This is a genomic window from Catenovulum sp. SX2, from assembly GCF_052056295.1.
Lineage (GTDB): Bacteria > Pseudomonadota > Gammaproteobacteria > Enterobacterales > Alteromonadaceae > Catenovulum.
On record NZ_CP182494.1, the window covers coordinates 68,598 to 83,545 of the forward strand.

The window sequence follows — 14,948 nt, forward strand, 5'->3', positions numbered from 1 at the left end:
AAACCAATGAGTTTAAGTCGGTTTTTTTATGCTCTTTAAAACCTAGAGTTTTAATCTCAATATTTGTACTTTTATAATTTAATGCTTTGCTGCGGGCCTAAATAACTCGGTTTTAGATCGCCAGTATTGATAATGATTTTTTCCACACCAACCGCCAAATCCAATGCATGTAGTCTAATGATATGTTGTCCTGGCCGAGTAATTTTAAGCTTAGTTTTAACTTTAAAAATGCCTTCGCTAACGGCCTGATTCCACTGCCACATTTTGGTATTTAAACTCAAATCGACTAGTTGAATTGCGCCACCATCAACTGAAATCCCCAAACGCATTGGCTTGTCAGGGAAATAATTAAGCGTTGGCAATACCTGTAGCTCGGTTGCAAATTCACCTGTTGAGAAAAAGGTCACAGGATATTCTACTTGAGGATGTGGCTGCTCTGGATTAAAACTTTCATAAGATTTTGGAAAAACCGCAATGGTATTTGCACAGCGGCCTAAACCATTTATTTCTTGCCAGTTGTAACCTTTAGCTGAGGTCGCTTTAGTAAAATTAGCTGCATTAATTGCGATATAACCATCGGCTTCAACAAAACCTTGCGCAGTGGTCACTGTTTTGTCTGCACGTTTCACTGCGGTTATGTTAACTTGAGCCGCTTGCCAACTGGTGCCTTTTACTTGAATGCTTGCTTTATGAGTGCCTTGGGATAATTTTGACCAGTCGATAGCCACTGTGACTTTATCAAGTTTGTTTACGCTGCCTTGGGTTTTATTCAGTTTGAGCCAGCCATGAGAACTGCTAATCGAATAGCTAAAGTCAGATATTCCACGGTTGAATATCTCAATTTTTCGCTGTTGCTTTGCCACAGAATCAAAGTTCAAATTGAAACTAGCTTTTTGTGGAAATGCGTCAGTTTCACCTTCTACAGCCAAACCCATTTCTGCTGCATTGTGTGGTTGGTAATCGTAGAGTAGGGGTAAGGTGTTGGCAGCTGGATTATTCCAGTTGTTATAACCAATATGTGGTTGATCCATAAAGTGCTGCCATTTACCGCCGTTTAAAGCATCAAATTGTTTTTGCAATGCTGCATCGGCTTTAAATAAATCTTGCGCCAGTTGTTTGTACTCATTGGCATAACTGCGCCCTTGGCTTGCATATAAACGGTTTTTCGCAGTTGCAAAATACAGTTTTGAGACAATCGAAGTTGCTTTGATTGGGTGTAACACCAATTGAAAAAATGCTGCTTTTTGCTTTTCTGCCAGTTTTTTATAGATAGATTCGGCTAAATTGACATAAGTATCTAGCTCTTCTTCAATTCGCTGAGCTTCATTGTAATTGAGCAGGCTGTACACATCAGCAGACATTAATTCCGGTTTTCTGCGCTGATTGTGTCGGGTGTAGGCTTTTATAATGTCATTGATTTGTTTCGCATAAGTATTGCCGAAATAGCGTGTCGCCCAATCAATGCCATATTCATCCAAATTGTGTTGGTTAAAGTCTTGTGGATCCCACGCCATTTTCAGGAAGAATTCAGTTGGATATTCCATAGGTTTTAAATCACCAACATTGGTTATCCAGATTTTATTAGCATTAAATACATATGCTTGATGCATTTGTTCCCAAATTTTTGCAATTGGTGTGACATTCATCCAACGATATGAACGTGGGCCACCTACATAATCAAAGTGATAATAAACACCAGCACCACCGCTTCTTGCCTGTTCAGCTTGTGTTGGCAGGCGGCGAATGTTTCCCCAGTTGTCGTCAGCCCATAATAGGGTGACATCGTCAGGTACGCGCATGCCTTTTTCATAAAAGCTTTGTACTTCTTTATACAAACACCAAACTTGTGGAATGTCGCTTAACGCTTTATCTGCAAAGGTTGTAGCCAATATTTGTCTTTGATCCGTGACGATTTGCTCAAGCAGTTTGATATTTTCGCCTTCTTGCATCGCACTGTCTTCACGGCCACGCATGCCCATAGTGTATAAACTTTCATACGGTGCGTTGCGTTTAACCCCGCGCTGCCAAAAGTCATATAAATTCTGGCGGTTGGTTGAATATTGCCATTCACCTTCACCGTCTCTATCCCATTCTTTATCCGCGCGCATCATAGGCTCGTGGTGCGATGTGCCCATTACTATGCCGTATTCATCTGCCAAGACCATATTTTGCACATCATCGTCGGCAAAAGCGTTATTCCACATTGCTGGCCACAGGTAGTTAGCTTTTAGGCGCAGCATAAGCTCAAATACTTTTACGTAAAATTTATGGTTGTAACCGCCGAAGTTTTTATTCACCCAATTGGTCAGCGCTGGCGCTTCATCGTTTAAAAATATACCGCGATATTTTACTTTTGGTATTTCAACTATTGGACTGGCCAAGGCTGCATGCAGTGATTTGCTTTGTGTTATCGGTACATCCGCCCAATAATACCAAGGGGAGACTCCTGCTTGCTCGCTAATGTCGTAGGTGCCATAAATTGCACCACGTTTATTGCTGCCGGCGATCACTAAAGCTTTTGCAACTTTTGTTGATACATCTTCAATTAATTGAATCTGATAGCCATCCCATTGGTTTTTAATTGAGCTTAAATCAATTTTAGAACTGGCTTGCAGCTGCTTTAATAAGTCAGAATGTTCGACAGTGGCAATAATTATGCTGTTACCAGATACCTTGCGCCAGTCATGCTCTATTTTCAGCGTTTGCCCAGTAATTGCTAGGATATCGCGCTGTAAATCTTGGGCGACTCTAAGCACGCCTTTATCTTCATTTGCGCCGACGAATATGCTGGCATTTGTTTTACCAACAATTTCCATCTGCGGTTTAATTTTTTGTTTATCTGTATAGATAAATTGTCCAACGCCAAATGCGTGTAAAGTTTGTACAAACGACAAAAACAAACCTGCAGATAAACAAGCTTGTTTGGCTAATTTTAATAGGTTCAAAAGTTTCACCGAAAATTAATGACAGGTTGAAGAAATCGTGAGTTGTGCCGGATAGGCAGGTAACCCCGTGTTATTGATTAAATTGGCGCGCGCTGGATTACTTTGCCATGCATAACGCACAAATTGTGTTGTTGCAGTGTTTGGCGCAGCTAAAATAATCTTGTCGCCTTTAATAACAGCTGTTGCCCATTGATAATTTTTACCGTCGTTCGATACAGCAAAACCGTCAAGTTTTTCACCGACAAAGGTTAAACCGTTTTGTGGGTTCGCCAGTGTTAGCTCAATTTGCTGCTGTTTATTTAAACTCGCACAACTCAATATAGGCCCTTGATATACGCTAGCTGTATGACCATACACTGTATTTAGAGCGGCTAACGCAAATCTGTCGCCTAGCGCTTTTTTATTCAGAGGGTGAATGTCGTTCCATTCGCCTACATCAATAGCCGTAATCATTGCTGTGTTATGAAGTTTTAAGGCTGTTGCTTGAGCACTGCGTGTTTGGGCCCAACCAGCATTAGATGGATCACTGTCTGCCTGCATATAATTGGCTAACTGAGTGAAAATAAATGGTAGCTCAGCTTGATTAAATAACTTACGCCAGTTTTCGATCATAGCGGGAAATACTTTGGCATATTGTTGCGGATCACTGGTATTAGATTCCCCTTGATACCAGATAACACCTTTTACTTTGGTGTGTTTAAGTGGCGCTAACATAGCGTTATATAGAGCATTTGGTTGCATATGCGCCCAAAATCGGGTTGTAGGGGCTGGATTCATCTTATGACCAAAACGGAATTTCCACACGCCAGCTAAATTAATTTGGCTGTCGCCGAAACTGATTCTATACGGTTTGTCTGGAATAAATCCGCCTTTGCCACTAGGAGCAACAATTCGAACGGCTAAGGTATTTGTACCTGCTTTTAAAATATGCTTAGCAACAGTGTAGCGGCGAGGTGGATATTGATAACCAACACTGCCAACTTCAACCCCATTTACATAAGCGATATCAGAATCAATTATACGGCCGAGCTCTAAAAAACCGTCTTGTGTAGCTTGTTCGGCGGTTAGCTCAAACTGAGTTCTGTACCAGGCTACCCCATTAAAATCTTCTGCGCCTTGGTCGGCCCAGTATCCGGGTACTGACATAGTTCGCCAATGGTTATCGTCATAATTCGGTTGTTGCCATTGGTACTTTTTACCTAGATCTTGCTGATTAACTTCATCAAACCAAAGCTGCTTTTTAGCATTGTCTTCATCAACAATTGCTTGAATATATTCGGGGTTTTTATTGTTTTGTACGATTTGAAAATCATCCGGGAAAGCTTTGAGCGCCGCTTCACTCATCCAGCCTTCAGCCCTAGAGCCACCATATGCATTGTTAATAATGCCTATGGGCACACCGGTTTTTAGGTGGAGCTCTTTTGCAAAAAAATAGCCGACGGCAGAAAACTGCGCTAGGTCGTTGTGCTGTGCTTTACTCCATTTAGCGCCAGTAACGTACTTTAACGGGGCTTGGTACGCAGAATGTTTGTTTATCTTTAATTGACGTATTTGTGGGTAATCCGCATTTTGGAGTTCGGTTTTGTACCTTAAGCCAACTCGGTACATGGGCAGCTCCATATTTGATTGGCCTGACGCCAGCCAAATATCACCAAATAAAACATCGTTTAATACAATGGTTTGCTGCTGTGTTTTTAAGGTAATTGTGTGAGGGCCACCCGCATCTTGACTCGGTAGATCTATCGACCAATCACCTATACCTAGTTCTTGGTCTGCAAATTCAACACCATCTAAATAGGCAATTAACCTCTGCTTTTTATCTGAATGACCATAAAGGGTATTGCTGCTGTCTCGTTGCAATATCATGGATGATGTGAATTGTGGTGCTAAATGAATTTGTGCCAATGCTGGAAAAATAACCAGAATGTGGGCAAAAACTAAAGTTTTAAATAAAGCTATTGGATTCATTTTTATTATATTGTTGTTTTTACAATAAGGTTAATTTAACGAAAGATAGGCTACAGTTCAATAACAAATTGCCTTTTATGTTAGTTGTTTGTGCAATTATGAAATTTAATCAGCGCGGACTTTCTATTTTACTTATTCTAATAATACCTGTATTGCTTATGTTGATATAGTTAAAAAAGATATAACAAATTATTGACATCCAGATTTGTTGATCTTTATACTAGTTAATAGTGTCAATGACTATAATATTAAGGATTACACATGCTCAGGCTCAATAAACTTTTACTAATAATGTTAGCTGCCGGCTCGTTGGCAGCCTGTAGTATTGAAGTAGACGAACAATCGTCTTGGACAAAAGAGGTTGTACAAGATGATGCGAATGACGACAACACAGGTGGCGATGACAACACAGGTGGCGATGACAACACAGGTGGTGACGACAACACAGGCGGTGATGACAACACAGGTGGTGATGACAACACAGGTGGTGATGACAACTCTGAAACTGTGGTATTTGAAACCAGTTTTGAAGATGGCACTGAAAGTGGCTGGTCAGCTCAAGGGCCTGTTTCACTGACAACAGTGCAAGACGCTAAAGATGGTGTTTATGCATTAAGTGCATCTGGGAGAACAGCGGCATGGAATGCGCCAGGCATAGTATTGACTGATAAATTAACCGCAGCGAAAACATACAAATTTAGTGCTTGGGTCAAATTATCAGGTACAGCATCTGCTGATATCAAAATGACAATGAAAACCAGCTTTGACGGCGCAGACGCAACTTATTCCGGCGTAACGGATGCGTTTGCAGCAACAGATACAGATTGGGTAGAAGTTTCAGGGGTATACACCTATAACCCAGACGGCACAGTAACAGAAGCATTCTTATATGTTGAAGGGCCAGATGCAGGTGTTGATTATTTAATTGATCAATTTGTCGTAACTGAAACAGATGATCTAGTTGAACAAGGGCCTCAAGCTATCTATTTGCAAAGTTTTGATGATGGCACTGTCGGTGATTGGACTGAGCAGGGCGGCATTACCATTGAAGCGGCAGCTGATGCCAAAGTAGGTAGCCATGCACTAAAAGCAACAGGCCGTTCGTCGGGCTGGAATGCACCAGGCATTGAATTGGTTAATACACTAACAGTTGGTGAAACCTATGAGTTTAGTTTCTGGGTAAAACTTGCCGACAAAGCCAGTGCCCCAATTAAAGCCTCAATTAAATATAGTTTTGACGGTGCTGATGCAAAATATGGTGAGGTATTGGCCGCCGTTGATGCAACAGCTACAGATTGGGTGCAACTTACAGGCAACTATACAGTAAGTGCGCAAGATGAAACTGCCGCTGTTACTGGTATTTTTGTTTACATTGAAAGTAGCGACGCTGACGTTGGTTACTTAATTGATGACTTTATGGTTATGCCGGCAACAGTGGAAGAACAACCTGTCGACAACACACCACAAGCGACTTATTCACAAAGTTTTGATGATGGCACAGTCGGTGATTGGACTGAGCAGGGCGGTATTACTATTGAAGCTGCAGCGGATGCCAAAGTAGGCAGCCATTCGCTAAAAGCAACAGGCCGCACATCAGGTTGGAACGCGCCGGGCATTGAATTGGTTAATACCCTAACAGTGGGTGAAACCTATGAGTTTAGTTTTTGGGTAAAACTTGCCGACAAAGCTAGTGCACCAATTAAGGCATCAATTAAATATAGCTTTGATGGTGCTGATGCAAAATATGGTGAGGTATTGGCCGCCGTTGATGCAACAGATACAGATTGGGTGCAACTAACAGGCAACTACACAGTTAGTGCTCAAGATGAAACTGCTGCTGTTACTGGAATTTTTGTTTATATCGAAAGCAGTGACGCCGATGTTGGTTATTACATTGACGATTTTATTGTAATGCCTGCAGCAACCAACGACTAAATACTCAATGGCTATAAACTTGCCTGTTGCTATAAGGGTGCAGGCAAGTTTTTCATCTAACTAAAACAGTTTTGTTATACATTTTATGCGGTTAACAATGTTTATGAAAAAAACTATCATTACATCTCTATTTACTCTACTGCTCGTGGCTTGTGGTGGGGGCTCAGATTCCACCGACAACAGTCAATCTGGTCAACAAAAAGACCAACAAAACCAAGATACAGAAGTAGTTTTTGACAATTTATCTAGTTTAGCTGAATTCCCAATAGGTGTTTCTGTACCGGCCGGCCAATATGCCAACAGCATATTGAATAGTGAAGCACGCAAACAAATAGTCCTGCAGCATTTTTCGCAAATTTCCGCGGAAAACATTATGAAGATGGATGCTCTGCAACCAAACCAAGGGCAATTTAGTTTTAACCATGCCGATAACTTAATTAATTTCGCCAATAATAATGGCATAGGTGTTCATGGGCATGTGTTGTTGTGGCATTCACAAGTACCAAACTGGATGAAATCCTTCAGCGGTGACAAACAACAATGGTTAACCATGATGAAAACGCATATAACCACGGTCGCAACTCATTTTGCTGGCCAAGTAGAAAGTTGGGATGTGGTGAACGAAGCTTTTCTCGACAATGGTTTATATCGAAGCATAGGTGATTCTGGCTCGGTTTGGTATCAAAATATTGGTGCTGAATTTATACAAGAAGCTTTTGTTGCAGCAAGCCAAGCAGACCCCAATGCAGATCTATATTACAACGATTACAACCTATCGAGTAGTAGCAGCAAAATTAATGCAGTTGTGGCTATGGTTGAAGACTTTCAAACACGCAATATTCCAATCGATGGTGTTGGTTTTCAAATGCATGTCACTAGCTCATATCCGAGTGATGACACTATCAAAGCCCACTTTAAGAAAATTGTCGATTTAGGTTTAAAGGTCAAAATAACTGAGTTGGACGTGCGCATGAATGCCAACTCTCAACATCAACAAGTGTCTGACGCCATATTAAAACTACAGCAACAAAGATACTTTGATATTGTTTCGGCCTACCTTGAAGCTGTACCTGCTGCGCAGCGTGGTGGCATTACCATTTGGGGCATAAGCGATGCCGATAGCTGGATTTTAAATTTATACGACCAAGAAGATTGGCCGCTACTGTTCGATGAAAACTTTAATGAAAAGCCAGCATTACAAGGTGTAGCTCAAGCACTTAATAACGATTAGTTAGAGGAAATAAATATGAAAAAATTCTGTATGTTATTGGCAATATTGTTTAGCACCTTTGCCAACGCAAACACCGAAGTAAACCGCAACTTTTTTTATTTTGTAAATGGCGAAACGCCAAAATACTGGGCGTGGGTGTTGCGCGGCGATGGCAACTGGTGGTTACCAATTGAAGACAGTGGCGGACAAACGCCAGGCGGCGCATTAAAAGTTGAACCAGCAGGTGATAAAGAAATTCCTAGCGCTATGCGTTTAAAATGGCGCAAAGGCCAAGGTGAAGTAAACGCAACTATTTATGGCAGCCCAGTTGATTTATCTAAATACGAAAATGCGGCAGAGTTTGCCATTGCACTTAAAGTAACGTCCAACAAAGTACCGAGCAAAGTATTTTTTAAAGTGAACTGTGGCAAAGACTGTGGCGGCCAAGTAGACATAGCTGAAAACCTTAAAAATGCACCACGCGATCAATGGTTTGTATTGCCTGTACCGCTAAACTGTTTAACCAAAAATGGCGTTAACTTGTCTAATATTGAATGGCCATTTACTTTGGCAACAGCAGGCTCACTTGAGCTACACTTAGGTGAAGTGCGCATTGCAGCTTCTCCAAAAGGCAGTGTGGGCTGTGCCGAGCAGGGGTAATAATATACTGAGATAAGGAGGTTAGTTCGATGAAAGGAGTTAAAATTAAACTTTTTAAGTTTACTTTGTTGTTTCAATCCAAGTTGGTTTTGTTAGCTGTGGTAGTAATGATGCTTGCCGCAGCAGTGTGGGGATACAACCATGGTTATCAATTGGGCGTAGATATTTTTAATAAATAGTTATTACTACCCTGATTCAAACGTATTGATTAACAAGCGCAATACTGTAGATTGGGACTAGCGAAGCGAATCCCAACGATCTAATGCTTAATGTAGAACATAATGTGTCCTTGGCGTATAATTAACTCAGTTTTATTGGAGGTATGTTATGGCTCAAACAGCAGCTAAAAAAACGCAATCAACCAAAACTTTTGTTCCGAAAATGAGTAACTTTGAGATTAGTTCTCGTTATGAAGGTTTAGCGTTCAAAAAAGAAAACTTGAGTAAATCTCTCGAAGAGCTAAAAGCTAAGCATGCAAGATAAATACGGTGTCAATCAGGATAGCTATTGCTACTCTAATTCAGACGTATTGATCAACAAGCTAAATATTAAAACGCAAAATGAGCTATCAGATGCAGAGTTAGAGTTTACTGCATTTAGATATAGCGAATATTCATCGACGATAAATTCCCTTTCAGAGTTCAATTTTAGCCATCTTAAGCACCTGCATTGGCACTTATTTCAAGATGTTTATCAATGGGCTGGTGAAATCAGGACAGTTGACATATCCAAAGGCAATACCCGATTTTGTAATTGCCTACGAATAGAAGCTGAAGCGAATAAGCAGTTGGTGCGAATCCAAACTTTAGAACCTACCAAAGCTTATTTTTTACAAGAAATAACCGATATATTTTGTGAATTAAATGTAGTTCACCCATTTCGAGAAGGGAATGGTCGAACACAGCGTTTTTTCTTTGAAGAGCTCTTTTTTTACTTCGGCTACAATGTCGCTTGGCCAGACATATCAAAAGAAGAGTGGACTGAAGCAAATATAAAAGGCTACCTAGGTGATTTACGCGGATTACGCGATATATTGAGTTTGGCTATAATAGACTTTTAGCCTTGTGTTGGTCAGCTTTCTGAGGTTGGACAACAAAATGTTCGTACATTCAAGTTTGGCCTAAAAGTAATGGGCAAGTTCAGGTTCTACTATAGTCAAGAAAATAACCCATTCGCTCATTTTTATCCCACACATAGAAAAGCGGATGCTTTGGAAAAATAGTACTGGCGTATATTCTATTTATTTGTTATCACTATTAAAATTTGAAAAACGACCCTGTGGGTCGATGTTAAATTGTTATGTATTATGGAAAGTTGATTGCTAAATTTATACTTAATTAGTAAATACTATTTATGCTTTGTAGCTTGCGTACATGTTATCTCAAGCCTTGGTGTTAATGCCTTTCATTTTTCTATTCTGTTTATTTGCCACTTATATTTATTTGTCATGCCGCCATTAATAGGTAAGTTTTCCAAGGGATGTAGGAAAACCTCAGTCCTATTTACTGATGTAAATGATAAAATCATTTTAATTGGTTTGATGCTTATATTTTATGTTGTTTTAAATTTTATTATCACTGGTGTAATTACTGAAGGCGGTAGAGTAACCGAAGATATGGGTAAATATATATTCAGTAGAGGTGATTTTGAGAGGATTTCAAGTGAGGCTGAATACAATAAATTCAAAGCGGCATCTACTCGCCTGTTTTCTAGTGCTTGGTTATTAGTAGGGTTTGGAAGTTACGTATATCTCAGTATTTACAAGAGAAAAGCACGTAAAGTACCACGTTTGGTAATAAAACATCACAAGTTACTCAAAAGGGCGCAAAAAGCTTGGCGTGCGCTCCTTAGTCGCTAATTTTAGCCAAGCATTTTGTGCCTGTTGAGCGGGCGTTAGTTTTTTGAGGTAAGTATTATTCATGTTAGAAGTGATGAATATCTTAATTTTAGTTTCATTATCGATTGTAATTTATTTGGGTAAATTCTATATCCCTAAATATTTGTCCAAAAAAGCAGAGAATTTAGCGACCAAAGAAGACATCGAAGGAATTACTTTTAAAGTAGAGTCAATTAAAAATGAATTCGCACATACGTTGGAAGAGACAAAGCATCATCTACAACTCGAAAATTTGTACCGAGAAGTATTCTTTAAAAAGTCCCTTGCTGCAATTGAAGATATTGATACTCTTCTGCGTGAATTAACTATTTATTGTTGGGGTAAGTTAACCTCATCGGACAAGTTCAGAAAACAATATGATTGGGCGCAAGTGTGTAACTTAGAGACCGCCAATGATTTAAAATATTATGTGGTAGCAATTGATAGAGCAGTTATGATCCACGGATTATATTTGCCTAAACAATCAAAACTTATATTATTTGAGCTTACAGACAAAATTCGAAAAGTTGCATTTGTCGAATCTCCAGACGCATCGTCAGTCCCTGAAGAAAAATTAATTTCTGTTACTGAGCATGGTTATAAAGTTATATTGTCTTCAACTGAAACAGCACAACAAAAGCTGCTTGTTAGCATTGGCGTTGATGTAAAAAATTAACAAAGCCATTATGAAGGGACGCAAAAAGCTTGGCTGGCGTCACTTCGCTCCCAATTTTAGCCAAGCTTTTATGCGCCCCATATTGCGGCGTTAGATTTTCAGAGAACAGAATGGATAAAAAGTACCAAGTATTCGTAAGTTCAACTTATATTGATCTGCTAGAAGAAAGAAAGGAAGTTATTCAAGCTTTATTGGAACTTGACTGCATTCCTATTGGTATGGAGTTATTTCCAGCTTCAGATGATGATCAGTGGACATTTATAAAGTCAGTAATTGATGATTGTGATTACTACGTTTTAGTTCTGGCGGGAAGGTACGGGTCCTGTTCTGAGTCAGGGATTGGATACACTGAAATGGAGTATCGCTATGCAATTGAATCAGGGAAGCCTGTCATTGCATTTTTGCATAAAGATCCTAGATCTATTCCCGCTAAGTTTACCGAATCGGATCCTGAGCTAAATAAAAAGTTGGATTCTTTTAGAGAGTTAGCTCAAAAAAAATTATGCAAGTTTTGGGAGAGTCCCGCGGAACTCGCGGGCATTGTTGGACGGAGTATTGTTCAACTTAAAAAGCGTTCGCCTGCAGTAGGCTGGGTAAAAGCTGATCTCGTACCAAGCGAAGATTCGGCTCAAGAGATTCTAAAACTCAAGAATGAAATTGAGCGGTTGAAAGAGGAGTTAAACTCAACCTCCTCAGCTGGCGTGAATACTGATGAACTTTCGCAAGGTGATGATTGTTTTGAGTTTGAATATACAGGAAGGGCAAAGATAGATTATTTTGAATACCATGAGGCTAAATTAACCGCAGCAGTACCGTGGAATACTATTTTTGGCGCGCTCGCCCCCCTCATGGCAGACGAGGCTGATGAGCAGTCACTGCAAGCTCGTCTTAGGCAGCTCCTAGTTAAAACTGAAGAAGATAATCTGCGTGCTCAACAAGGGTTCAGAAATCGCGAGCTTTCAACCACATTCGAGCATGACGTGTTTGACACAATCATTGTACAGTTTCGTGCGCTAGGGTTTATTCAAAAAAGCAAGAGAAATAGAAGTGTCAAGGATAAGAAAACATACTGGTGCTTGACTGAAAAAGGCGACAATCTTCTTGTTGCATTGAAAGCGATACGAAAAATCTAACAAGCGCATCTTGTCGGACTGGTTTTCCGCTGCGCTCCAAACCAGCCGCAAATGCGGGCGTTAGTTTAATTCAAAATAGCTAGGTGTTATATCTATGGAAGAAAGCTTAAAAACGGATATACAAAAAATAAACAAAGTTTATCGATTCTTTAGCGATGAGGAACATAATTTTAAAGGTTTGTCCGAAAACTATCTTTGGTTTAGTGAAGTCGATAAGTTTAATGACCCCTTTGAAGTAGTCATAAAGAGTGGAGATTTTGACTTCAAGCAACTTTCTTCTGCACAACTTAAAGCGTTTCTTTTATCTAATGAGGGGATCACATTTGGTGGTCCAGATACGGGCAATAGTTATGTGATTGGTGATTTTAGCGAAGAACAGCTGGAGACGCTTGTCGAAGAAAACTATCATGAAATGGCTGAAGCGTTAAATGTAATTGTTCTGGAAATTATCAAACAAAAGCAAAATAATAAATTTCATTGCTTGACTCATGACGCAAATATAAAACCATTAGAGAGTCGTCTGATGTGGTCACATTATTCTAATGGGCTAAGGGGTTTTGTTATAGAATTTGACTTCGATCCAATACTGGCGTCGATTGCTCAGAAAAGTAATGATGATTTTGGCGGTTACACCCTTATTAACTATACAGATCTGGGGTTTACAGACTATATAAAGTCTGTAATTGACGCTGGAAAACCATTATTCGCTGATAGAATGTTGTTTTCAAAGCACCTAGACTGGAAATACGAAAATGAGCTGCGATTAATTTGTTCAAATGAGAAGACTTTCTATGATCCTTCATGCATCTCTAGAATTATTATTGGGCAAAAAATGTCACCAGAAAAAAAGAATGATTTGGTCGGGTTACTAAAAAGTAAAGGCTTACAATCAAAAACGTATATTACTTGTTTTGACCGACAAGACTTTTCCATCAGTATTGAGCCATATGGCGATAGAGTGTAGCGTTACAGTCAGGTAAAGCCTAAATAAACTGTATGATCAGATATAAGCAGTTATAACTTCTCAGCCCCCAATATGCTGCAAATACTCCTGCTGGCTTGGCATATAATCAACACATTGTTTTACTACTTGCTCAATACTGTTTATGTTTTTCGCCAGTTCAGTTTCCGACATCATATCAACTAATGGGTGATAACTATCTGGTGTGATATTTTGGCCAAATAACACTTCTACCCAGCTGTTTTCACTAAACAATTCATTTTTATTGCGCGACACATGGCCGTTGGCATTAAAGAGTTCAAATTTTTCGGCTAATGAGTCAGGTACTGGCATGTTTTTGCAGTAGCGCCAAAATTCTGAGTCTGTTCTTTGAGTTGCTTTGTAATGCAAAATAATAAAGTCGCGTATGGTGTCGTATTCAAAATGGGTTTGTTTATTAAATTCGTTGATATTAGCTTGGTTAAAGCTTTTGTCAGGAAAGAATGCGAGTAAACGCGCAATAGCCGATTGAATTAAATGAATACTGGTAGACTCAAGCGGCTCCATAAATCCGCTCGATAAACCAATAGCAACACAGTTTTTATGCCAAAAAGATTTGCGTTTACCTGTGGTAAAGTTAATCAGTTTAGCTTGTGAAATTGCAGGGCTATCTAGGTTTTGCATGAGTATTTTTTCGGCTTGCTCTGCTTGCATAAACTCGCTACTAAATACATGGCCATTACCCGTTCTGTGTTGTAGTGGTATGCGCCATTGCCAACCGGCAGAATGTGCGGTTGCTCTGGTATAAGGTGGCAGTGGTGTGAGTTTTTCACTAGCTACTGCTAATGCGCTATCGCAGGGGAGCCAGGCTTGCCAGTTTTCAAAACCAACCTTGAGTGCTTTATCTATTAATAATGCGCGCATGCCACTGCAATCAATAAACAAGTCGGCGCTAATTTGTTCGCCATTTTTTAAAGTCAGTGTTTGAATATGGCCATTTTCAGGCTTGAGTAGGGTGCTTTCTACTTCGGCTATTTTATGTTTTATCCCATGTTTACAGGCAAACTCTTTTAAATAATTAGCGTATAAACCCGCGTCGAATTGATATGCGTAAACAATGTCGGATAACGGTGAGTTACCAGCATCTATCGAGCGCATAAATTTGTTCTGCCATGAGGCTTTGCAATTTAGTGCGTATTCACCTAATGGTTTAGCTAGGTTTAATTGGCGGGCTTTCCACCAAAAGTGGTGAAACGGCACTGCATTTAAATCTTGGCCTAAGTGGCCAAAACCATGAATATAACTATCGCCTTGTTGTCCCCAATTAACAAACTCAATACCGAGTTTGAAAGTGGCTTTGGTTTTAGCAACAAAGTCGGCTTCGTCTATGCCTAAGGTTTTATTAAATACTTGAATTTGTGGAATGGTCGCTTCACCAACACCGACACTACCGATATTGTCTGACTCCACTAGGGTTATTTGGTAGCTGTTATTTAAAAAACGCCCAAGCGCAGCGGCTGTCATCCAACCTGCGGTGCCACCGCCTAAAATAACAATATTTTTTATCGCTTGGTTATTCTTGTTCATTATTAAACTACCTTAAAT

13 protein-coding genes are annotated in these 14,948 nt (G+C 39.8%); 10 read left to right on the top strand and 3 right to left on the bottom strand.

What is annotated here, in order from left to right:
* Positions 1–71: 71 nt before the first annotated feature.
* Both ACMZOO_RS17775 and ACMZOO_RS17780 read right to left on the bottom strand, forming a co-directional pair.
* Positions 72–2,945, bottom strand: a complete 2,874-nt coding sequence (locus ACMZOO_RS17775) for a glycosyl hydrolase 115 family protein (protein ID WP_440906571.1) — start codon at positions 2,943–2,945, stop codon at positions 72–74.
* 15 nt (positions 2,946–2,960) lie between these two features.
* A complete protein-coding gene (locus tag ACMZOO_RS17780; protein WP_440906572.1) occupies positions 2,961–4,913 on the bottom strand; it encodes a sialate O-acetylesterase in 1,953 nt (650 codons plus the stop codon).
* Between the two features lie 261 nt (positions 4,914–5,174).
* Here ACMZOO_RS17780 and ACMZOO_RS17785 point away from each other — a divergent pair, with 261 nt between their 5' ends.
* The 10 genes from ACMZOO_RS17785 to ACMZOO_RS17830 all read left to right on the top strand — a co-directional run bounded on the left by ACMZOO_RS17785 (position 5,175) and on the right by ACMZOO_RS17830 (position 13,367).
* On the top strand, positions 5,175–6,848 hold the full coding sequence (locus tag ACMZOO_RS17785; protein ID WP_440906573.1) for a carbohydrate binding domain-containing protein: 1,674 nt from the start codon (positions 5,175–5,177) through the stop codon (positions 6,846–6,848).
* 103 nt (positions 6,849–6,951) lie between these two features.
* A complete protein-coding gene (locus ACMZOO_RS17790; protein ID WP_440906575.1) occupies positions 6,952–8,079 on the top strand; it encodes an endo-1,4-beta-xylanase in 1,128 nt (375 codons plus the stop codon).
* Positions 8,080–8,094: 15 nt separating this feature from the next.
* The gene (locus ACMZOO_RS17795) at positions 8,095–8,718 is read left to right on the top strand and encodes a putative glycoside hydrolase (RefSeq protein WP_440906576.1); all 624 of its coding nucleotides are present in this window, start codon (positions 8,095–8,097) and stop codon (positions 8,716–8,718) included.
* Positions 8,719–8,747: 29 nt separating this feature from the next.
* Positions 8,748–8,897 carry a hypothetical protein gene (locus ACMZOO_RS17800; RefSeq protein WP_440906577.1) on the top strand — a complete coding sequence of 50 codons (150 nt, stop codon included), beginning with the start codon at positions 8,748–8,750 and terminating at the stop codon, positions 8,895–8,897.
* Between the two features lie 148 nt (positions 8,898–9,045).
* On the top strand, positions 9,046–9,201 hold the full coding sequence (locus ACMZOO_RS17805; RefSeq protein WP_440906579.1) for a hypothetical protein: 156 nt from the start codon (positions 9,046–9,048) through the stop codon (positions 9,199–9,201).
* Entirely contained in the window at positions 9,191–9,778 is a 588-nt protein-coding gene (locus ACMZOO_RS17810; RefSeq protein WP_440906580.1) for a Fic/DOC family protein, read from the top strand. The genes ACMZOO_RS17805 and ACMZOO_RS17810 overlap by 11 nt, the downstream gene beginning before the upstream one ends.
* Before the next feature lie 258 nt (positions 9,779–10,036).
* Positions 10,037–10,576, top strand: coding sequence for a hypothetical protein (locus ACMZOO_RS17815; RefSeq protein WP_440906581.1), 540 nt, complete (start codon positions 10,037–10,039; stop codon positions 10,574–10,576).
* A gap of 61 nt (positions 10,577–10,637) precedes the next feature.
* Positions 10,638–11,270 carry a hypothetical protein gene (locus ACMZOO_RS17820; protein WP_440906582.1) on the top strand — a complete coding sequence of 211 codons (633 nt, stop codon included), beginning with the start codon at positions 10,638–10,640 and terminating at the stop codon, positions 11,268–11,270.
* Positions 11,271–11,380: 110 nt separating this feature from the next.
* The gene (locus ACMZOO_RS17825; RefSeq protein WP_440906583.1) at positions 11,381–12,403 is read left to right on the top strand and encodes a DUF4062 domain-containing protein; all 1,023 of its coding nucleotides are present in this window, start codon (positions 11,381–11,383) and stop codon (positions 12,401–12,403) included.
* Positions 12,404–12,497: 94 nt separating this feature from the next.
* A complete protein-coding gene (locus ACMZOO_RS17830) occupies positions 12,498–13,367 on the top strand; it encodes a DUF2971 domain-containing protein (protein WP_440906584.1) in 870 nt (289 codons plus the stop codon).
* Between the two features lie 60 nt (positions 13,368–13,427).
* On the opposite strand, the gene ACMZOO_RS17835 is transcribed toward ACMZOO_RS17830, so the two are convergent.
* Positions 13,428–14,930, bottom strand: coding sequence for a tryptophan halogenase family protein (locus ACMZOO_RS17835; protein ID WP_440906585.1), 1,503 nt, complete (start codon positions 14,928–14,930; stop codon positions 13,428–13,430).
* Between the last annotated feature and the right edge of the window lie 18 nt (positions 14,931–14,948).